We start from the raw sequence: 19,768 nt of genomic DNA on the forward strand, positions 1-19,768 counted from the left end.
CCGGTTTCTCCCCGATTTGCTTCCGGGAGCTTCCTATGCGCTTCCAAACCGGAGGCTCTGAACCGGGAGGGCCACGCCATGCCAAAGCTGACCAAACGCTTCGTTTATAGCCTCAAGCCCAAGGCTAAGGATTACTTCGTTTGGGATAGCGTCGTGATCGGGTTTGGGGTCCGAGTGGCACCGACCGGGATGCGGACGTATCAGGTCCAGTATCGCCACGGCGCGCGCACCCGTCGGAATGCGCTAGGGCAGCACGGTGTCCTGACGGTGGATCAAGCGCGGGCTAAGGCGCGGGAGATGCTGGGACAGGCGGCGATGGGTGCCGACCCGATTGAAGAGATCGCCCTGTCTCGGCTGGCGCCGACTGTCGCGGACCTCTGCGACCGTTTCCTTGAAGTCCACGTCGCCGAACGGTGCAAGCCTGCGACCGCCCGCGACTATCGAAGCTCCATCCGCCGCATGATCAAGCCGGTCCTTGGGACATTCCGTGTCAGCGATGTGCACCGCAAGGACGTGGCAAACCTCCACTACCGTTTTCGCGGGACGCCGATCCAAGCCAACCGGATGCTGGCTGTCCTGTCGAAGATGTTCAACCTGGCCGAAATGTGGGGGCTGCGGGATGATGGGACCAACCCGTGCCGCCATATTCCCAAGTATAAGGAGAACCGGCGAGAGCGGTATCTGAGCCAGGACGAAATCCAGCGGCTCGGGGACGTCCTGCGAAACGCCGAACGGGATGGCTTGGAAAGTCCCCATGCGGTTGCCGCGTTCCGGCTCCTCCTGCTGACGGGCTGCCGCTTGTCAGAAATCCAGACGCTCCGTTGGGAGTGGATCACGGAGCGCGGGATGGAGCTACCAGATACGAAGACGGGACGGCGCTGCATCCCCCTGCCCGCTGCGGCCCGTGATCTGCTTGCCGCAAAGCCGCGCACGGCAGGCAACCCTTTCGTGATCGAAGGCAAGTTTACCGACACCCACGTCACGGACCTTCAACACCCGTGGCAGAGACTCCGCGCGAACGCTGGATTGGACGACGTGCGGATTCACGATCTCCGTCATACCTATGCCTCCATCGCAGTATCAGGTGGGATGCCGATACAGATGGTGGGCCGATTGCTGGGACATACACAGATGCAGACGACGATGCGCTATGCGCACCTAGCGGACGATCCGGTTCGGGATGCTGCCGAGGCCAACGCCGCTGCAATCGTCGCGACGCTTGGGACAGCTTCTGCACAGAGAGGTTCCTGCGCGTGGTGAAATAGGGACCGACGTCATGAACTTTGACCCACGGGAAATCGCGGTACAGAACTTCGAGCCATATGATAAGGCGGATTTCGCGCGGCTTCGGGAGACGCTGGCCCTGACAGACGCAGAAAGCGCCGCGCTGAACACCGGTTTGCGGCGCGCGGCGAAGAACTGGGAATTTCAAAGGCTAGCGTTGGGCCGCTTATCAGCCGCTGAAACAAAAGAGTTCGGGAAGCTCTTCTCGGCACTCGCGACAACAATCAGCTCGCTAAAGAACATTGATTTGGACAGCTGGCGACGGCTTGAGAGCTGCTACTCTTACTACGAAGGCCATGAAGATAGCGCGAACCTAAGCTTCTTAGATGATGACTGGCGAGCTGATGTGTTCCTGACACTGAAATACGACCCATCGGATCCCGATCGACGCTGCTCCTACGATTTGCACGAATTGAAGACAGTCCTCCGCGACCTCTCGACAATTGTAGAATTCGGGGCCGTTCGATGGTCGGAACCTCGCGGGCCGAAACCAAACCGCGACTTGTCGCTTTGGCTCCGTGAGATTGCGCGGGTTTGGGAGGAGGACGTGGGCCGTCGCTTTACTCGCCAGTTCCACAACGGCGGCGAACCGATTTCGGAAGCTGCCGTTCTATCTCTCTACGCTTACCGCGTTCTCGATCCGTCGATCCGTCCGTCCGATATCGAACGTGAGATGAAAGACGTGATCCGCATTCGCAACGGCGGAGAATGGCGCGACTAGCGGCGCAGCTGGGAGAGTTGTAGCCCTCATATAGCGAAAACTCTCCCAGCGTTTCGGCGAGACCAGACGTCAGCAGTTTCTTAGCGTCCCCACATCGCAACCTAGCGGAGTGGAGATGATGCGCCTCGTCGGCCAAGAACCCCAGATCGACCCAAACCAGATGCTGACAGAGGTGCAGGTCGCTGACCTCGTGTGCCAGTCTGTGCGTACCCTTCAGAAATGGCGCGTCACTGGCCAAGGTCCGGCCTTCTACAAGCTCGGGCAATCCGTCCGTTACCGCTACGCCGAAGTGCAAAGCTGGATCGCTAGCAGGCGGGTGAAGCACACGACGGAGGCGCAGCGCCTCGTTTGCGGCGACGGGCGGCAGGCGGGACGTGATGCCCGCGCTTGCGCGGGCGCGCGGCCCGACTGACGCCCCGGAGCCGAGAGGGGGGTCCTTGTAGCACCCCCCTCTAGATATACACACACCAACGAAAGACCCTGAAAATGATCATCCTTTATTCCGGATTTGACGGTCTCGACCTCGCACTCGAGCTCAACATTGCGGACGAATTCGACGCGCTGCTCGCCGAACTTAAGGGCAAAGCAGCTGATATTGACGGGCCCGTCGGTGGAGACTAGAAAGGCATCCGCTTCACAGTTCATCCGACTGGCGCGCGCGGCGGATACGCCTATCGGCTCGACACGGGGCCGGACGGCGAAGTTTGGTTTCTCAAGCGACCAAACAAGCATGTTCCCTGGGGCGCACGGCTTTCCGCAAAGTCCGCAGCCCTGCTTTGCCATGGATTGTTGGGCTGGCGCACAAGGGTTGAACGCCTTGCTCGTTTATTCTCAGGTGACAGTCGTCCGATCATTGTAAGTATCAGTCGCGTCGATGTCGCCGTTGATATCCTCGACCCTGACTTCGTGCCCCACGACAATTGCTTCGTCATGCATTCCCGAACCGGCAAGAAGGCCATAGCGGAGCTTATCGAAACCAACGGCGTGTCGGGCCGTCTGACATCCGTGACCATCGGCAAGATGCCAGGGCGGCAGGTGATCCTTTACGACAAGCGCGAAGAGGTCCTGGCGAGAGGCAAGCGAGAGTGGCCGGTCGTCTGGAACAAGACTCTTGAGCGGCGCGGCCTTCCGTCCCTGAACATGGATGACCCGAGCGTCTCCCGCGTCTGGCGGATAGAGGCCCGCGCGGGCAAGGATTACTTGTCGAACCGTTGGCATGTACGCACTTGGGCGGACCTGTCCCACGCGCTGCCGCTGATGCTGCAAGCCGCAATGGAAGATATCCGCTATTGCGTTCCGACCGCTGACAGCAACCGAGCGCGTTGGCCGACGCATCCGATGTGGTCCGGGGCGTTGGCGGAGATGGTTCGCTGTGTTGAGCAGAGCGTTCCCGTTCTGGCCTCGGCTGACTATCGGTTGATAACGCGCGACAGACGCTGCGAGGTCATCGAAAAACAGATGCTCGGCCTTGCTGTCAGCTACGCCGTGCTACACGCCAAGCCGAGATCAGAGTTTGGTCAGTTCCTTCACTGGCTACCTGAGCGGTTGCTGTCAATTTCAAAGCGTCATCCAAAGTCGCTTGGACAACGGATGCAGCAGGCGGCAGATCGGTTCAACGGTCTCAGCTAGCCGGGTCGCATCTGGCCCAAAGCCGATATTTATTGGTGTTCGTGACGCCGCAATACAGCTTCACTAAAGCAAATATGCACGAACTGATAGAGATGCTACAATCAAAGACTGTATACTTATCTCATCTTGGAAAAGGTTTCGATCTACCGAAACAGAACCTGAAATTTACAGTCAGTTTCGCCGAGTATATCGCTGCTTTTCTGCGCTGGCCAAGACCCGGCGCTTTTCCTCCTCAAACAAGGCAGATAATTTTTCCCCAAAACTTTCTCCTTTGGGAATATTCAGGTCGAAGATTTCTATCTCTCGCTGCTCTTCCTTCTGGAGATATTTCAGAAATGCTTCGGCTCTCCTCAAGCGTACATGCACCCTTTCTGTTCTTTTCCTGTCCGAAAACAGCCTGTATTCTTCGTTCGCCAGCCCAATTATGCTGTTGCACGCCTCTTCATCAAAATAGTTACAGTCGATGCAGACAAGATCAAGATATGTGAAAGTAAAAGCCAAGTCTGTCAACATATAGATGCCGTAATTAGTCACCCTGACGCGGTCGACACTTTCGTCAAAGTAATCGAGTCTATTGTTCGCTTCGACGAAGCCATGGCGTAGAAGAATATCTAGGCAAAGGTTGAAGTCAGAGACCATCCTGAATTTTTCAGAAAAATATGCGCGAAGCTCAGCCATGGCGACAAATTCGGAAGACCCAGCACCAATGTTCTTTGACAGGCGGCGCAAAATCCTGAGGCTTGTAAAGTGTGACGACAGACGGCTATCTCTCGACTGAAATATATTTGGGATGTCGCTAAGCTGTTCATCGTAAAAGTACCGCGACGGGACCATAACCGGTTTAATCACTTGGTGTATTTGGAAAATCCAACGCCCAGCATCCAACATCTCCTGAACATTTGTGTACCCTGACAAGAGAAAAGATCGGAATAGATCAAGAGTAAGGCGGATATCACCATGCCCGCAAGCAGTGAGAAAGTTATTTAGCGGAGAGTGTGAGTTTCTTATGCCATCCGCCACAATGCTGAGGTAGGTACAGCAATCTTGAATCAAGGCATCATCGGTAATGTAGGTCAATTCTATTCTGCGGTCAGGGTTTTTCAAAATTTCGATAGTGTACTCAAGCCGCTTTAGAAAAACTGTTGAAGGCTTCGGAGAGCTCAGATGAAATCCGGAGTTCTGGAATGCATCAAGCACGCCATGAATTTTGGAATTGTGAAAGCGTTCCTCACGCATCGAAATAATGGTTACGCACGACAGACTGCGAGATATTTCTTGTGCAGTAGTGAAGCAGTAATCTTGAATTTCGCCACCGTACTGGTCTGTGTTGTCGATAACAACAATCACACCTTTACCATTTTCGGTGCATTTGAGTGCAAGACGCTTCGCGCAGTACTCATGATCACGCTTCCATTCTGATACCAAGCTATTGAGTCGATCATTGTACAGTTCACCTGCGGTCGACAGCCCTGATAATTCTTGCTTTGAGGCGATGGAGAAGCGATCTTGAAAAAGATCTCTAAGAAGTATGTCGCGAGAGGACTTTAAAAGATTCTCGGTGTCGAGATCAGCAACCAAGCGACGCCAAATCTCAGAATAGACCTTATCCCTGTCCTCCGGCACCTCCAATAGGTCGACAACCGCTGCAACTGAATTGTCTTTCAACCACTTGGGCGGAGTGTGCCGAAGAAGACGACGAATAAACGTCGACTTTCCTGCGCCTTTGCCGCCAAATAGGATTAGAACCTCTCCACCTCTTAGATTCTTGATATTTTTTGTGAGACGGCCACCAATCGCGCCACCTTTTCCGGTGTCCTCCAACTGCTCAACGCCATACTCCTCAAAGTAAGGTGTAAGGGAGTCTTTGATTATTGAACGCATCCCGCTCAAGACCTGCGTAAAGCCACGATCTGCCACATAGCATCGATCCATTAGCTCGATTTGGTCATCGTCGATGACGCCAAAGTTATTGTTGGCAATAGGACGTAACGCTGTCGCAAGTCGATTTGAAGTGATCGGGTGGGAATGTGCAGCAATGCGATCCTTGGCAATGTATACCTGCCGGTCTTTAGGCGGCGCGCTCGCCAAGTTCGTAGAAAGGGACGAGTGTTCAGTTATGGCGATGTACGAGAACGTGTTCTTCGCTTTGATCTCATCATCTACGAAAAATTGAGGTCCACGGATGACAAGGGCTTTTAGTTGATCCCATCGCTTCCCCTTTTCGAAGCATTTAAAGCACACCCACTCACTGCCGTTTGTAATTGCTCCATACTCGCAGCCTGTATCCATACAGTATTCACGAACTTGTTTCATTGCCGAACAGATAGTTTCATCCGTGAGAAGCGTCTTGATTGGCATATAGCAGTGTGTTTCGCCTGACTTATGTGGAAAAGGCAATGTGAACTGCTTGCCAGCTCTTTTAGCTTCGACGAAGAAAAGAAAGTCGCCGTTTTGCTTTTTAAGGATATAGTCAGAATAACCAGGAGCAATGTACTCCTCTACCTTTGTCAAAGCTCTAGGCCAAGCAAGGATATCATGCAAGATTGTGTCAATAACCTCATGACGGGTCTGGGCTTCATTTGCGTCGCAATCAGCAAGATTCGTGCAAAGTTTTTTCAGATTTCTTTCCATTATCCCACCAAGGCGTGCGTACGAGTAAGGTAATATTAGATCTTCGAGGAGACATTAATCCCACTATCAACTAGACCAATCAAGCTGATCGTAGTGGCATGTGCAACCTAAAGTGGCACTGCGATCACCTCCCCTTTGGTTAGTGGGGCCTTGTCGCCATCGAACGAACTCCGGCGTGTGAACCTGAACTTCAAGAATCGGAGCGATACAGTCGCTTCCGCTGCCGATAAACCAGCCGTTGGCCAAAGGCGCAGCGAATGCCCGGAATCCGCCAGGAGTTGCCACAGCGCCAATCAATCGAACCAGCGGCAAACGTTGCTATACGGCCACATTTGTAATGCTTCCGTACTGCTTCCAAGCCCCTCTGTTAGCGTGACAGAACACCAACTCAAACGACGCAAGATATTGAAAATACGGCTAAAAATGGTGCCCCCACACGGACTCGAACCGCGGACCTACTGATTACAAATCAGTTGCTCTACCAGCTGAGCTATAGGGGCACTCACGCTACCTCCTAACGACCTCTGCGCGTGCGAGCAAGAGGACGGCGAGCAATCCGACGGCAGTAATTACCAAAGCCGCGGGCGCGGCCTCGGACAGGCGTTCGAGGGACGCCTGATCATGCACGCGGGTCGCCAGGGTATCGAAACCGAAGGGTCTGAGGAGCAGTGTCGCAGGCAGTTCCTTGACCGCATCGACGAACACCAGAAGCAGGGCCATCGCGATGGATCCCCGCATCAACGGCAGGTGTATCGCCCGCAAGGTTGCCGCGGGGCTGCGCCCCAGCGAACGCGCGGCCAGCGGCAGGGAGGGGGGGATACGGCCAAGCGCCGCGTCAGCCGCGCCTTGTCCGATCGCGAAGAACCGCACGATGTAGGCGAGGACCAATGCGCCCGCGCTGCCGGTCACGATCAGGCCGGGATCCCAGCCGCTGATCGCGAGGATCATGTCGGCCAGCCGGTTGTCGAACGCCGCGAGCGGGATCAGAACGCCAAGCCCGAGGACCGCACCGGGCGCCGCGTAGCCGACCGTGGTCACGGGCAGCAAAAGCTGCGGGATGCGTCGGCCCGCCATGCGGACACCGTAGACCATCACCAGCGCAAGACCCACGGTCAGGATCGACGCGATGCCCGCCACGGACAGGGTATTGACGACGGCCCGGGCCAGTCCGGGCGCCAGCCAGTTGTCCGCCTCCATCACCGCGTGCCACCCCATGACCGAGACCGGGAACGCAAAGCCCGCGAGCACCGGGGCAAGGCAGACCAGCATGGCCGACAGCGCAGCCCCCCCCGTGAGCCGGCTACGGCTGACCGGGCGCATGGCGCGCGGGGCCTGCCAGAAACGCCGGCGGCGCCGGGACCGGCGCTCGATCGACACGAGGCCCGCGATCAGGATGAGGATCACACAGGCGATCTGGGCCGCCCCCCCTGCGTTCCCGCCCGAAAGCCAGACCGAGAAGATACCCGTCGTCAGCGTCTGGACGCCGAAAAAGTCGACGACGCCGAAATCATTTACGGCTTCCATCATCACGACCGCCGTGCCCGCCGCGATTGCCGGGCGTGCGAGGGGCATGCCAACCCGCCAGAACCTTGCGAACGGCCCTGCCCCGAGGGCGCGGGCGACTTCGAACCCCGCACCGGATTGTTCGGAAAAGGCCGTTCGGGCCAGCAGGTAGACATACGGGTACAATGACAGACCGATCACGAGGATCGCCGCAGGCATCGACCGGATGTCCGGGAACCAGTAATCCCGCGACGTGGCCCAGCCGAAGGACGCCCTCAGCGCGGTTTGAACAGGCCCCGCGTATTCGAGGAAATCGACGAGCGCATAAGCCCCGACGTATGCGGGGATCGCCAAGGGCAACAGCAGGGCCGAAGAAAGCCAGCGTCGCCCCGGAAAGTCATGCATCGCCACGATCCACGCGGTCACCGTTCCGACGACACAGGCCAACACCCCCGTTCCAAGCATGAGAACGACCGTGTTCGACAGGTAACGAGGCAGCGTGGTGGAGAGTAGATGCGGCCAGATGTTCTCGGTCGGAAAGGCGGCAAGCCAGAAGACAGCGACGATCGGAACAAGAACGACGGCAGCGATCAGGGCCGCGGTCACGGACCAGACATCGACGCGCAGGCGGAAAGCCGGCACGGATGGTTGAGCGTTTTCGTCGGACATCTTCCGACTGCGCCTAGATCATTGCCGTTTGCCTGTCCAGCAGGCCCCGGCTATCGTCAGGCAAACAACAAAAGACGACAGAGGGGTCGAGCCTTTGGATATCGCCATTCATCTGGGCGCGCATTGTACGGACGAGGATCGCATTCTGCGTGCATTGCAAGGCGACACCAAGCTGCTGCGCGAACGCGGGGTCGTGGTGCCGCCGCCCGGGGTTGCACGGCCCGCGCTGCGCAAGGCCCTGATGGCGGAGAAGAACTCCCTCCTGCCCGGCGGTGGCAGGGGCCTTGCCGCGGATCTGATGAACGGGGGCACGGGCGATCGCATCTTCCTGAGCCACGAAGGGTTCCTTGGCGCATATGCCAAGGTGCTGGCCGGTGACACGATGTACGATGACGCCGGTGCGAAGACCGCGGCCCTGCGTGATCTGTTCCCCGGGGATCGGGCCGTCTTCTACTTGGGCATCCGAAACCCCGCGACGTTCGTGCCCGCCCTCTTCGACGCGTCGTCGGTCGATGATTTCGAAACCTTCATTGCGGGTCAGGACGTCGCCCAGATGCGTTGGTCCGATGTCATCGACCGCATTCGCGCCGCCTGCCCCGATGTTCCGCTGACGGTCTGGTGCAACGAAGATCTGCCCCTGATCTGGCCCGACATCCTGCGTGCCATATCCAACGTGGACCTGGAACACGGTGGAGATGAGATGATCCTGAAGGAGATCATGACCGAGGCGGGTTTCAAGCGTCTCGAAACCTACCTGCGCGACAATCCGACGCCCAGCCTGACCATGTGGCGCAAGGTCGTCACGGCATTCCTCGGAAAATACGTCGATCCGTCTAAGATCGACGAGGAGATATCCCTGCCCGGTTGGTCGCAGGACCTGATCGCCATGCTGACGTCGCTTTACGAACAGGACCTGCATGCCATCCGCATGCGCGGGGACATCACGTTCCTGATGCCCTGACGGGGGACTTCGGCACCCCGTCAGGGCACCGGGTCAGGACATGCCCAATGCTTCCTTGTACATGTCGAGGATCGCTTCCTCTTCCGCGATATCATCCGCCTCGCGCTTGCGCAGGGCAATGATCTTGCGGAGGATCTTGGTGTCGTAGCCGCGGCCCTTCGCCTCGGCCATGACTTCCTTGACCTGCTCCGCAATGTCCTTCTTTTCCTGTTCCAGCCGTTCGACCCGTTCGATGAACTGCCGCAGCTCATCGGCGGTCACCTTGTAGGTGTCGGCGGGGCCATCTTCGACCATCTTCAACTCAACCATGCGCGGGTCTCCCGTTCTTGCTGCTCTTGTATCCTCAGGCCACCTTGGGTAGCGCCGGGCGCGGCGCGATGCAACGCGCGACAGGGGGTATCCTATGGCAGCTTTGGTATGGATTGGCGCAGGACTGGCCGCGCTGGGCTTGGCAGGCCTGATCTATTGTATCGTGGTCGCCGCGCGGGCCAAGCGCGAAGGCCTCGAAGGGGCCGAGATGGAGTCACGGCTGCGCAAGCTGGTCGCCATGAACCTCGGCGCTCTGGCCGTGTCATCCATCGGCCTGATGATGGTCGTTCTGGGCGTGGTGCTGACCTAGTACGCGCCCCAACCGTGCAATGCCCTCCTCGATTTCCGGAATGGCTGGCAGGGAATAGCTCAATCTAAGACAATTGGTAACATCGCGGTTCGGAAAGAACGCGGCACCGGGCACATAGGCAACGCCGGCTTCGATCGCATGCGGCAGCAGGGCGGTCGTATCCGTGCCATCCGGCAGCGTCAGCCACAGGAACATTCCGCCCTCCGGCCTGTTCCACGACACGCCCGGCGGCATATGGCGCAACAGGGCGGACAACATCGCATCACGTTTGCGTCCATAGCTGTCACGCGCGCGGTCTATCTGCGCCGTCAGCCCGTTCTCGACCAGGGCGAGGGCTGCCAGCTGATTCAGGCGCGGCGCGTTCAGATCGGATGCCTGCTTCATCAGGACCAGTCGATCGATCACCGACCGCGCCGCGATGACCCAACCCACCCGCAATCCCGGCGACAGGATCTTGGAAAACGACCCGAGCTGCATGACGCGACTGCTGTCGACATGACCACATCGGGCGATGTCCCGCGCCAGAAGACTGGCGGATGCGATCCCCTCGAAGCGGAGCGCGCCATAGGGATTGTCCTCGATCACCGGGAAATCATGCGTCTGCGCCACCGCCAACAGGTGATCGCGTGCCGTCTCCGGCATGGTGGCCCCCGTCGGGTTCGCGAAATCGGGAACGACATAGGCAAAGGCCGCGGGCCCGTCTCCGATCCCCTCCCCCATCCAGTTCCCGCCGCCCAGTTCGACGGGGCGCGGGCCATTCGGGGCAAAGGCTTGCAGGGCCCCGAGGTACGTCGGCCATTCCGTCAGGATCGCGTCCCCCCTGTCGATCAGCAGGCGACCCAGGAAATCGAGACCCTGCTGCGCCCCGGCCGTGATCAGGACGTTATCCGCCGTACAGGGTGCCCCCTCTGCCGTGGAGCGGGCCGCGATCCATGCGCGCAGGGCCGGATCCCCTTCGCTGACGGAATATTGCAAGGCCTGCGGCCCGCGCACCGGGTCCGACAGGATCGCCGTCATTGCATCGGCCATGCTTTCGGTCGGAAAAAGCGTCGGGTCGGGGATGCCGCCCCCGAAGCTGATGACGCCCGGAGCATCGGCAACCTTGAGAAGCTCGCGGATTTCGGATGCCTGGATACCTTGCATGCGGGTGGCCAGGCGCGGCTGATATGGAATGGACTGCATCATGCAACTGGGTCAACAATATTGACCCAGTTGCGGTCAAGATGCGCGATGCAAAGTTACAAAACCTGAGCGATATGTGATCGAATAGTTCTCACGGGGCGGGCGGCACCCGGTCGCCCCTGTCGAAAGCCTCCCACCCTTCGCCGTTGAATGCATCGACGCCAAGCTGGGCCATCACGTGGGGAAAATCGACCATGACCCAGTTGTCGACGATCTTGCCGTCGACGACCTTCCAGAAATCCATGTATCGGATCTCCACGCGTTTGCCGGTCGGCTCGATGCCCATGAGTACGCCGTGATGCGTAGCCTCCTGTCGCCCGAAGGCCGCCGCCCATTCGCCCATGTACAGACGCGCCTCGTCGATACAGACCTTGTCGCCGAACGCCGCCTGAAACGGCTTCTGCCAGTTTTCCTGAAACTCCCGCAGGCCCCGCTTCGTGCCGCAACCCTGATTGCCGTACCAGCCGAACCCTTCGGAGAAGAACTCTCCGATATCGGCGATCCGGTGATCGTTCAGGCCATCGACCATGCCCTCGATGACAGCGCGCGTGGCGTCCGTCTTGGACATGTCCGTATCCCGCGAAAGATAGGCCTGTTCTGGTCGTGCTCCGGTCATTTTGCCCTCATGCGTTGTGTTGCCGGTTCGTGGAACCGTTTGAAAAATGCCGCGTCGATAACGTTTTTGTCAGTGGTCGGAACGAAGGGGCCCGGCTTAGCGGGCGATGCACCGCGATCAAGGCGGCATGCTGCCGCGAAGGCGGAAATCCCCCACTTTTCAGATCGTTCCGGCAGCATAGATGCCCGCTCATCGGCAAACACGCCGCTCAACAAACTCGGAGATTGAACATGATCCGCAGAACCTTCCTCGCCCTGACCGCATCCGCCGCCTTGGCCGCACCGGCTTTCGCCGACGGTCACTCGATGGATATCGTCGACACCGCCGCCGCCGCAGGCAGCTTCTCGACGTTGCTGGCCGCGGCCGAGGCCGGTGGCCTGGTCGAAACGCTGAAGGGCGACGGCCCGCTGACGGTCTTTGCCCCGACCGATGACGCCTTTGCCGCCCTGCCCGAAGGCACGGTCGAAAGCCTGCTGCTGCCCGAGAACAAGGACCAGCTGGTCAACATCCTGACCTATCACGTCGTCGCCGGTAAGGTCATGTCGACCGACCTCAGCGATGGTATGGAAGCTTCCGCCGTCAACGAAGGCACGCTGACGATCGGAACCGAAGGTGGCGTGACGGTCAACGATGCGAATGTCGTCACCGCCGACATCGAAGCCTCGAACGGTGTGATCCACGTCATCGACGCCGTCCTGCTGCCATAACCGGACCGGCAGACAGCATGCGGGGGGCCGACACGGCCCCCCGCACCCGACACGGGCCGTCATGACAATCGATCGCCCGTGTGCGTATCGAACAGGTGACAGATGCTGGCCGGCACATGGGCCGAAAATGGCGCCTTGATCGTTGTCCGGTAGTCCTTGCCGGCCTTGACCGCGACCATGGCGCCCCCCGTCCGCACAGTGACCATCGTGGAATCGCCAAGCAGTTCCATCGAATATACCGGCGCCGCAATCTCTCCGCCGGTTTCCACGACCGAGGCATCCTCGGCCCGAAACCCGCAGACCACGGGACCGGACACGCCGGTGAAGCCGGGAATCGACACGCCGGGCGCCTCGAACGTGCCGTCGACCACGGTTCCCTCCATCAGGTTCATCGCAGGCGACCCGATGAACCCTGCTACAAACGTGTTCTGTGGCCGATCATAGATCTCGGTCGGGGTGCCGACCTGCTGCACGACGCCCTGTTTCATCACGACGACACGATCCGCCAGGGTCATCGCCTCGATCTGATCGTGGGTGACGTAGATCGTGGTGACCTGCAACTCGTGGCTGAGGTTCTTGATCTGCGCCCGCGTCGACACCCGCAACTTGGCGTCGAGGTTCGACAGGGGTTCATCCATCAGGAACACCTTGGGGGTCCGCACGATTGCGCGGGCCAGGGCGACGCGCTGTCGCTGCCCGCCCGACAGGGCGGCGGGTTTGCGGTGCAGGAATTCATCCAGTTCGACCATGGCCGAGGCGCGCCGGACACGCTCCTCGTGCTCCGCCTCGGGAACACCGCGCACCTTCAGCGGAAAGCGAATATTCTCCCAGACGTTCATGTTCGGGTAGAGGCCGTATGACTGGAATACCATGGCGACATCGCGGTCCTTCGGGTCCAGGTCGTTGACCCGGTTGCCCCCGATCAGGATGTCGCCCGAGGTCGGATCCTCCAACCCGGCAATCATGCGCATCGTCGTCGTCTTGCCACAGCCGGATGGCCCGAGCAGCACGAGAAACTCGCGATCCGCGATATCGAGATCGAATTCCTGAACGCCAACGAAGTCGCCCCAGCGCTTCGTTACCTTCCTGAGCTGAATGTCGGCCATGGCGTCCCCCTGTCATTGCCTTCACCCTAGACAGGGGGCGGTCGCTGCGGCAAGCGTTTTGCATTCGTATGCAAGGAGAGTCGTCATGCCTGCCATTTCGGATGCTGATCGGCGCTGGATGCACAGCGCATTGGCACGGTTGGCACGGGGCGATCTGGATCTGCTCGCCTCGAACGCGGTTGCCGATGTCGCCTATCCCTTCGGTCGGATCAGCAACGCGGATGTCGCATTGCCCTGGTCGCAGCTTCTGCGCGCCATGCCGGACCTGGAGCGTCGCGACGATATCTTTCTTGCCGGAGAGAACCACCCTGACGCGCGTTGGACCGGACCGCGCCCCGACCGGATGGTGGCCTGCTGCGGCAGCTATGTCGGCACCTTTCGAGAGCCTTTCGCAGGCATCCCCCCGACCCAGGGCGTCGTGCAGCTGACCTATGGCGAGGCGCATCATTTCCGCGACGACAAACTGTCGGCTTCGTGGATGCTGTGGGATCTGGCCGGGCTGATGCGGCAGGCAGGCTGCTGGCCGATGGCACAGCCGCTGGGTGCGCCCGGCCTATGGCCTGCTCCGCGCGGGGGCGCGGGCGTGCGTCTGACCGCATCGGAGGATCAAGGCACGCTGGAACGCGTGCTGAAGATGCACGAAGGGCTGAACAGCTTCGATGGGCGCGACATTACCAGCATATCGATGGACCATTGGCACCCGGACTTCATGTATTGGGCAGCGGGCAACATAGGCGCCTGTCGCGGCGTTGCGGGCTTCCGTGCGCATCATCAGATACCCTACCGCCGGGCCTTTCCCGTGGCTCAGGGGGCGGGCCATTTCATACGTGTCGCAGACGGCCCGTTTGCCGTGACGGGCGGGGATGTCGCTGTGACGCATCTCGGGGCCGATTACATGGGCATTCCGGCCACGGGACGCGACCTGCGGTTCCGCGTGATGGATTTCTATCGGTTCGACGATGACATGCTGATCGCGGAAAATTGGCTGCCGAACGATACGCTGGGGCTGATGGCGCAGATGGGCGTGGATGTATTCGCCCGCCTCGCGCATCTGACCGGTCAGCCGCGACTTACCCTCTGATTGCGAATGCCAGCTCGATGACCCGGGGAACCAAAGCACCATAGGCGCGCCCCTGCACCGGGTTCGACGCGTTGCCCGCCGCTGCCCGCGCGCCCACACCGGCGAGGATCGCGGCAAACCGATAGGCGGCAAGAACCAGCCAGACACGCAGATCCGTTGCCTGCGACATGTTGCGATGCGCCAGATACCGCGCCACGTAGTCCGCATCCGACGGCAGGTTCAGGGCGGCGCGGTCGACCCCGCCAAGGCCCCGCAGCGGACCGTCCCACGGCAGGTGCCATTGCATGACCTGATAGGCGAGGTCGGCCATGGGATGGCCAAGCGTGCTCAACTCCCAATCCAGAAGGCCGATCACCCGCGGCTCCTCGGGGTGGAAGATCATGTTGTCCAGACGGAAATCTCCGTGTGACACGGTCGCGGGCGCATCCGGGATCTGCTGTTCTGCCAGCCACTGGCCCAGGTCCTCCATGCGCGGATCGGGCGTCGACACGGCGGACGCATACTGACGCGACCACAGCGCCACCTGACGCGCATAGAACCCTTCGGATCTGCCGTAGTCGCCAAGGCCCACCGCGGCGGGATCAACCTCGTGCAGCGATGCAAGAACCTCGGCCATCGCGGCATAGAACGGGGCCGGGTCCGGCGCCTCCGGCAAGGCCGGATCCCAGAAGATGCGTCCGTCCAGATGCTCCATGACGTAGAAGTCACGGCCCAACGGGTTCGCGCCCCGGGCAAGCAGATACATGCGCGGCACGGGCACGGCCGTCTGTTCCAGCGCCTGCATCACCCTGAATTCGCGCGCGACATCATGGGCCTTAGGCAAAAGGTCACCGGCGGGTTTGGCCCGAAGCACCAGTGCGCCCTGTCCGGTCGTCAGGCACCATGTCGGGTTCGACTGCCCTGTGCCGAAGCGGCGCGCGCCGGTGATCGCAGGCTTGCCCGGCAGCCGGTCCGACAGCCAGGAAAACAGGTCTGGGGGCAGATCATTCATCTCCGCAGGGTTGCGCGCTTGCCCCCCGCTGGCAAGAGTGCAGCGACAGGGGGGGGACATTCATGGATCTGAGGTTGAGCGAAACGGGACGCATTCTGCGCGATGCGGTCCGTACCATGATCGCAGAGGACATCGCCCCTCTGGATGCCGAATTCCACGCCGAGACGGGCCGGAACGGCGATCGGTGGCAGTATACGGCCCGCCAGACGCAGATCCTCGAAACCCTGAAGGCGGCGGCCCGCGACAGAGGGCTCTGGAACCTCTGGCGTACTCATTTGCCCGGCGGCCCGGGCATCACGACCGTTGATTATGCGTGGATCGCTGAGGAAATGGGCCAAAGCTGGCTCGCCCCCGAAGTCTTCAACTGCAATGCACCCGATACAGGCAACATGGAGGTGCTGGCCCGCCACGGCACGCCCGACATGAAGACACGCTGGCTCGACCCGTTGATGGAGGGGACGATAAGGTCGGCGTATGCGATGACCGAACCGGCGGTCGCCTCGTCCGATGCATCGAACATCGCCATGACCTGTGTGGCCGATGGCGCGGATTGGGTCCTGAATGGGGAAAAATGGTGGATCACGGGCGCCGGCGATCCGCGCTGCGCCGTGCATATCGTCCTGTGCCGGACGGACCCGGACGCCCCGCGCCACGGTCAGCATTCGATGGTCGTCGTTCCCGCGGATACGGCCGGGATCACCATCGTGCGCCCGATGCAGGTTCTGGGTGAAGACGACGCGCCCCATGGCCACATGCACATCCGCTACGACAACGTGCGGGTGCCGCGCGATGCCATGCTCCTCGGGCCCGGTCGCGGTTTCGAGATTGCACAGGGCCGTCTTGGACCCGGGCGGATCCATCACTGCATGCGTGCCGTGGGCCTTGCCGAGAAATGCCTGACCCTGATGCTGGATCGGGGCGCGGCACGCCAGGCCTTCGGGTCCGACCTGAACAGCCTCGGCGCCAATCCCGAACGGATCGCCGAGGCACGGATCGCCATAGACGCCGCGCGCCTTCTCTGCCTGCGGGCCGCGTGGCAGATGGACGAGGCGCACAGGACCGGAGACGACCTCAAGATTGCCGCGCCCCTGATCAGCCAGGTAAAGATCGCCGCCCCGCGCGCCGCCCTTGCCGTCTGCGACGAGGCAATGATGATGCACGGCGCCATGGGGGTCAGTCAGGATACGGAACTTGCACGCATTTATGGCCACCTGCGGACCATGCGCCTTGTCGATGGGCCGGATGCTGTCCACCTGCGCACGATCTTCCGGCGGGAGATGCGCGCACGCGGCCTGCGGTGACACCCGGAACCCCGAACGCTACTTGCCCGTTGTCCCGTCGAACACTTTACAGGAGGGGCCGATGGCCAGCTACAGCGAAGGCGACAAGGTAAAATGGGACTGGGGCAACGGCACGGCCGAAGGCACCGTCCAGAAGACATACGAACAGAAGATCACGCGCAAACTGCAGGGGTCCGAAGTCACGCGTGACGGCTCCTCGGACGACCCTGCCCTCTATATCGAGCAGGAGGACGGCGACGGCGTGTTGAAACTGTCGTCCGAAGTCAAGAAGGCCTGAGCGTCGCTGGGGGAGCGATCAGGAACGCACCCCCCTCCCTCTGGCCGGAAATACCAAGGTGGTCCGGGGTGCAGAGCTCCCGGCGCCGCAGCAGCCGAAACGCCTTACCCGTAATGGGCAACCGGCGTGCCAGCCAAGGCCGCAACGTTCAAAAGCCCGCGCGCAGTGATTGATGGCGTTACGATGTGGGCCTTGTTCCCCATGCCCATCAGCAGCGGACCAACCTCCAGCCCGCCTGCCCGCGCCTTCAGGATGTTCCGGGTCGCACCCGCCGCATCGGTCGATGCGAAGACAAGCACGTTGGCCGGCCCATCCATCCTCGATTGTGGCAGGAACCGTGCGCGCAGATCCGCGTCGAGGGCCGCGTCCACATTCATCTCGCCTTCATACTGAAAATCGAGAGACATCGTGTCGAGCTGTGCAAGGGCGGCGCGCATCGTGCGACCGGATTCGGAATCGAGGTTGCCGAACTGCGATGCCGAACACAGGGCAACCTTGGGTTCGAGGCCGAACCGGCGGACGTGGCGCGCACAGGATGTGACCGTTTCCGTGATCTGTTCGGGGGATGGCTGCGCATGGACATGGGTGTCCGCGATGAACAGCGGACCGCCTTCCTGAATGATCAGCGACATCGCCCCGACGGGGTGCAGATCGCCCTGCCCCAGAACCTCCGTGACATAACGAAGGTGCCAGAGAAACTGGCCGAAGGTGCCGCAGATCAGGCTGTCGGCTTCGCCCCGCTGAACCATGACGGCGCCGATGGCCGTGGTGTTGGTGCGCATCACCGCGCGGGCAAGGTCCGGGGCCATGCCCCGACGCGCCATCAGGCCGTGATAGGTTTCCCAATAGTCGCGATAGCGCGGGTCGCTCTCGGGGTTGACGATCTGGACATTGCGCCCGGGTTCGATGGTCAGGCCGGCGCGGGATGCGCGGGTCGTGATGACGTCCGGACGCCCGATCAGGATCGGAATGTCCGTCGTCTCCTCCATGATGGCCTGGGCCGCGCGCAGGACGCGTTCGTCCTCGCCTTCGGCAAAGACAATCCGGCGTTCGGCGTTTGCGGCGGCGGCGAAGACCGGACGCATCAGCATCGAGGATTTGAAGACCGACGCGTCCAGCCCCGCCTTGTAGGCCGACAGATCCTCGATCGGGCGGCGCGCAACGCCGGATTCCATCGCGGCCTTGGCCACCGCGCTTGCGACGACACCCATGAGACGTGGATCGAAGGGTTTGGGGATCAGGTAGTCCGCGCCGAAGGTCAGCTGCTCCTCCTGATAGGCGGCTGCCGCCTCGGCGGAGGTCGTGGCACGGGCCAGCGCCGCGATCCCTTCGACGCACCCGATCTTCATCGCCTCGTTGATCTCAGTCGCGCCGACATCGAGGGCACCACGAAAGATGAAGGGAAAGCACAGGACATTGTTGACCTGATTGGGATGGTCGCTGCGCCCCGTGGCGATGATCGCATCGGGCGCGGCGGCGCGGGCAACGTCGAAGGGTATTTCCGGGTTCGGGTTGGCCAAAGCGAAGATGATCGGCTTCGGGGCCATTTTCTCGACCATCTCGGGCTTCAGGACGCCCGGCCCCGAAAGGCCGAGAAACAGGTCCGCGCCCTCGATCACCTGCGCCAGACCGCGCGCGCCGCCCGGCTGTGCGAATGCGGCCTTTTGGGGCGTCATGTCCGCTTCGCGTCCTTCGTGCACCAGACCATGCAGATCGCACAGCCAGACATTCTCGCGCTTCACGCCCAATGCCAGCAACATGTTCAGACAGGCGATGCCCGCCGCCCCGCCGCCGGTCGAGACGACCTTGATTTCTTCCCATTTGCGCCCCGTCAGGCGCAGGGCGTTGAGGGCGGCGGCGCCGACGACGATGGCGGTGCCGTGCTGATCATCGTGAAAGACCGGAATGTTCATGCGCTCGCGGCAGATACGCTCTACCGTGAAGCAGTCCGGCGCCTTGATGTCTTCGAGGTTGATCGCACCGAACGTAGGCTCCAGCGCGCAAACGATATCGGCCAGCTTTTCGGGGTCGGATTCGTCCAGTTCGATGTCGAAACAGTCGATATTGGCGAATTTCTTGAACAGGACGGCCTTCCCCTCCATCACCGGCTTGGAGGCGAGGGCACCGATGTTTCCGAGGCCGAGCACCGCGCTGCCGTTCGTGACGACCGCCACAAGGTTCCCGCGCGCCGTGTAGAGGGAGGCGGTATCCGGGTCGTCGCGGATCGCGGTCGATGCCTCGGCCACGCCGGGCGAATAGGCTCGCGCCAGATCGCGCCCGTTTGCCAAGGGTTTCGTCGCGCGGATCTCGAGCTTTCCGGGGCGGGGATAGCGGTGATAATCCAAGGCTTGCTCTCGCAATGCCGCCTGCTGCTCATCCTTGCGATCGCTCATCCGAATTCTCCCCCGGGCCTGTTTCGGGACCGTTTAACATTAAACCATCTGCGACAACCAGCGATCGTTTGACCCGGGCGCCTGCCCATGATGATGC

General features: G+C 60.8%; 19 protein-coding genes and 1 tRNA gene. 11 read left to right on the plus strand and 9 right to left on the minus strand.

Annotation, left to right across the window (positions count from 1 at the left end; translation table 11 throughout):
* The first annotated feature begins 78 nt into the window (after positions 1–78).
* The 5 genes from V6N07_RS15815 to V6N07_RS15835 all read left to right on the plus strand — a co-directional run bounded on the left by V6N07_RS15815 (position 79) and on the right by V6N07_RS15835 (position 3,634).
* The gene (locus V6N07_RS15815) at positions 79–1,260 is read left to right on the plus strand and encodes a tyrosine-type recombinase/integrase (RefSeq protein ID WP_371157528.1); all 1,182 of its coding nucleotides are present in this window, start codon (positions 79–81) and stop codon (positions 1,258–1,260) included.
* A gap of 16 nt (positions 1,261–1,276) precedes the next feature.
* Positions 1,277–2,005: a hypothetical protein gene (locus V6N07_RS15820; RefSeq protein ID WP_371157530.1), complete on the plus strand. Its 729-nt coding sequence runs from the start codon at positions 1,277–1,279 to the stop codon at positions 2,003–2,005.
* 115 nt (positions 2,006–2,120) lie between these two features.
* On the plus strand, positions 2,121–2,417 hold the full coding sequence (locus tag V6N07_RS15825; protein WP_371157532.1) for a helix-turn-helix transcriptional regulator: 297 nt from the start codon (positions 2,121–2,123) through the stop codon (positions 2,415–2,417).
* A gap of 74 nt (positions 2,418–2,491) precedes the next feature.
* Positions 2,492–2,626 (plus strand): hypothetical protein, encoded by a 135-nt coding sequence (locus V6N07_RS15830; RefSeq protein WP_371157533.1) that lies wholly within the window; start codon positions 2,492–2,494, stop codon positions 2,624–2,626.
* Positions 2,627–2,794: 168 nt separating this feature from the next.
* Positions 2,795–3,634, plus strand: a complete 840-nt coding sequence (locus V6N07_RS15835; protein WP_371157535.1) for a hypothetical protein — start codon at positions 2,795–2,797, stop codon at positions 3,632–3,634.
* Between the two features lie 171 nt (positions 3,635–3,805).
* Here the strand turns inward: V6N07_RS15835 and V6N07_RS15840 are convergent, their stop codons facing one another.
* The 3 genes from V6N07_RS15840 to V6N07_RS15850 form a co-directional block, all read right to left on the minus strand.
* On the minus strand, positions 3,806–6,265 hold the full coding sequence (locus V6N07_RS15840) for a hypothetical protein (RefSeq protein WP_371157537.1): 2,460 nt from the start codon (positions 6,263–6,265) through the stop codon (positions 3,806–3,808).
* A 424-nt stretch (positions 6,266–6,689) separates the two neighbouring features.
* A tRNA-Thr gene (locus tag V6N07_RS15845) sits at positions 6,690–6,765 on the minus strand.
* Positions 6,766–6,772: 7 nt separating this feature from the next.
* A complete protein-coding gene (locus V6N07_RS15850) occupies positions 6,773–8,437 on the minus strand; it encodes an ABC transporter permease (RefSeq protein WP_371157539.1) in 1,665 nt (554 codons plus the stop codon).
* 94 nt (positions 8,438–8,531) lie between these two features.
* On the opposite strand from V6N07_RS15850, the gene V6N07_RS15855 reads away from it, so the two are divergent.
* Positions 8,532–9,398 (plus strand): hypothetical protein, encoded by an 867-nt coding sequence (locus V6N07_RS15855; protein WP_371157541.1) that lies wholly within the window; start codon positions 8,532–8,534, stop codon positions 9,396–9,398.
* A 33-nt stretch (positions 9,399–9,431) separates the two neighbouring features.
* On the opposite strand, the gene V6N07_RS15860 is transcribed toward V6N07_RS15855, so the two are convergent.
* Positions 9,432–9,707 carry a DUF2312 domain-containing protein gene (locus tag V6N07_RS15860; RefSeq protein WP_371157542.1) on the minus strand — a complete coding sequence of 92 codons (276 nt, stop codon included), beginning with the start codon at positions 9,705–9,707 and terminating at the stop codon, positions 9,432–9,434.
* Between the two features lie 94 nt (positions 9,708–9,801).
* On the opposite strand from V6N07_RS15860, the gene V6N07_RS15865 reads away from it, so the two are divergent.
* Positions 9,802–10,017, plus strand: coding sequence for a hypothetical protein (locus V6N07_RS15865; protein ID WP_371157544.1), 216 nt, complete (start codon positions 9,802–9,804; stop codon positions 10,015–10,017).
* On the opposite strand, the gene V6N07_RS15870 is transcribed toward V6N07_RS15865, so the two are convergent.
* Entirely contained in the window at positions 9,970–11,160 is a 1,191-nt protein-coding gene (locus tag V6N07_RS15870; protein ID WP_371157545.1) for a PLP-dependent aminotransferase family protein, read from the minus strand. The genes V6N07_RS15865 and V6N07_RS15870 overlap by 48 nt on opposite strands.
* 130 nt (positions 11,161–11,290) lie before the next feature.
* Entirely contained in the window at positions 11,291–11,815 is a 525-nt protein-coding gene (locus V6N07_RS15875) for an ester cyclase (RefSeq protein ID WP_371157547.1), read from the minus strand.
* Between the two features lie 230 nt (positions 11,816–12,045).
* Between V6N07_RS15875 and V6N07_RS15880 the strand changes: the two genes are divergently transcribed.
* Complete coding sequence (locus V6N07_RS15880) at positions 12,046–12,522, plus strand: fasciclin domain-containing protein (protein WP_371157549.1); 477 nt, start codon at positions 12,046–12,048, stop codon at positions 12,520–12,522.
* A 59-nt stretch (positions 12,523–12,581) separates the two neighbouring features.
* Here the strand turns inward: V6N07_RS15880 and V6N07_RS15885 are convergent, their stop codons facing one another.
* Positions 12,582–13,628: an ABC transporter ATP-binding protein gene (locus V6N07_RS15885; RefSeq protein ID WP_371157551.1), complete on the minus strand. Its 1,047-nt coding sequence runs from the start codon at positions 13,626–13,628 to the stop codon at positions 12,582–12,584.
* 85 nt (positions 13,629–13,713) lie between these two features.
* Between V6N07_RS15885 and V6N07_RS15890 the strand changes: the two genes are divergently transcribed.
* Positions 13,714–14,709, plus strand: a complete 996-nt coding sequence (locus V6N07_RS15890) for an ester cyclase (protein ID WP_371157553.1) — start codon at positions 13,714–13,716, stop codon at positions 14,707–14,709.
* Here V6N07_RS15890 and V6N07_RS15895 read toward each other — a convergent pair.
* Positions 14,699–15,700: a phosphotransferase family protein gene (locus V6N07_RS15895; RefSeq protein ID WP_371157555.1), complete on the minus strand. Its 1,002-nt coding sequence runs from the start codon at positions 15,698–15,700 to the stop codon at positions 14,699–14,701. The genes V6N07_RS15890 and V6N07_RS15895 overlap by 11 nt on opposite strands.
* A gap of 62 nt (positions 15,701–15,762) precedes the next feature.
* Between V6N07_RS15895 and V6N07_RS15900 the strand changes: the two genes are divergently transcribed.
* Positions 15,763–17,001: an acyl-CoA dehydrogenase family protein gene (locus V6N07_RS15900; protein WP_371157556.1), complete on the plus strand. Its 1,239-nt coding sequence runs from the start codon at positions 15,763–15,765 to the stop codon at positions 16,999–17,001.
* 61 nt (positions 17,002–17,062) lie between these two features.
* A complete protein-coding gene (locus V6N07_RS15905; protein WP_371157557.1) occupies positions 17,063–17,278 on the plus strand; it encodes a DUF2945 domain-containing protein in 216 nt (71 codons plus the stop codon).
* A gap of 104 nt (positions 17,279–17,382) precedes the next feature.
* Here the strand turns inward: V6N07_RS15905 and V6N07_RS15910 are convergent, their stop codons facing one another.
* Positions 17,383–19,671 carry an NADP-dependent malic enzyme gene (locus tag V6N07_RS15910; RefSeq protein WP_371157558.1) on the minus strand — a complete coding sequence of 763 codons (2,289 nt, stop codon included), beginning with the start codon at positions 19,669–19,671 and terminating at the stop codon, positions 17,383–17,385.
* Positions 19,672–19,768 lie beyond the last annotated feature (97 nt).

Origin of the sequence: Jannaschia sp. 2305UL9-9, from assembly GCF_041403465.1 — a bacterium.
Classification (GTDB): domain Bacteria; phylum Pseudomonadota; class Alphaproteobacteria; order Rhodobacterales; family Rhodobacteraceae; genus Jannaschia.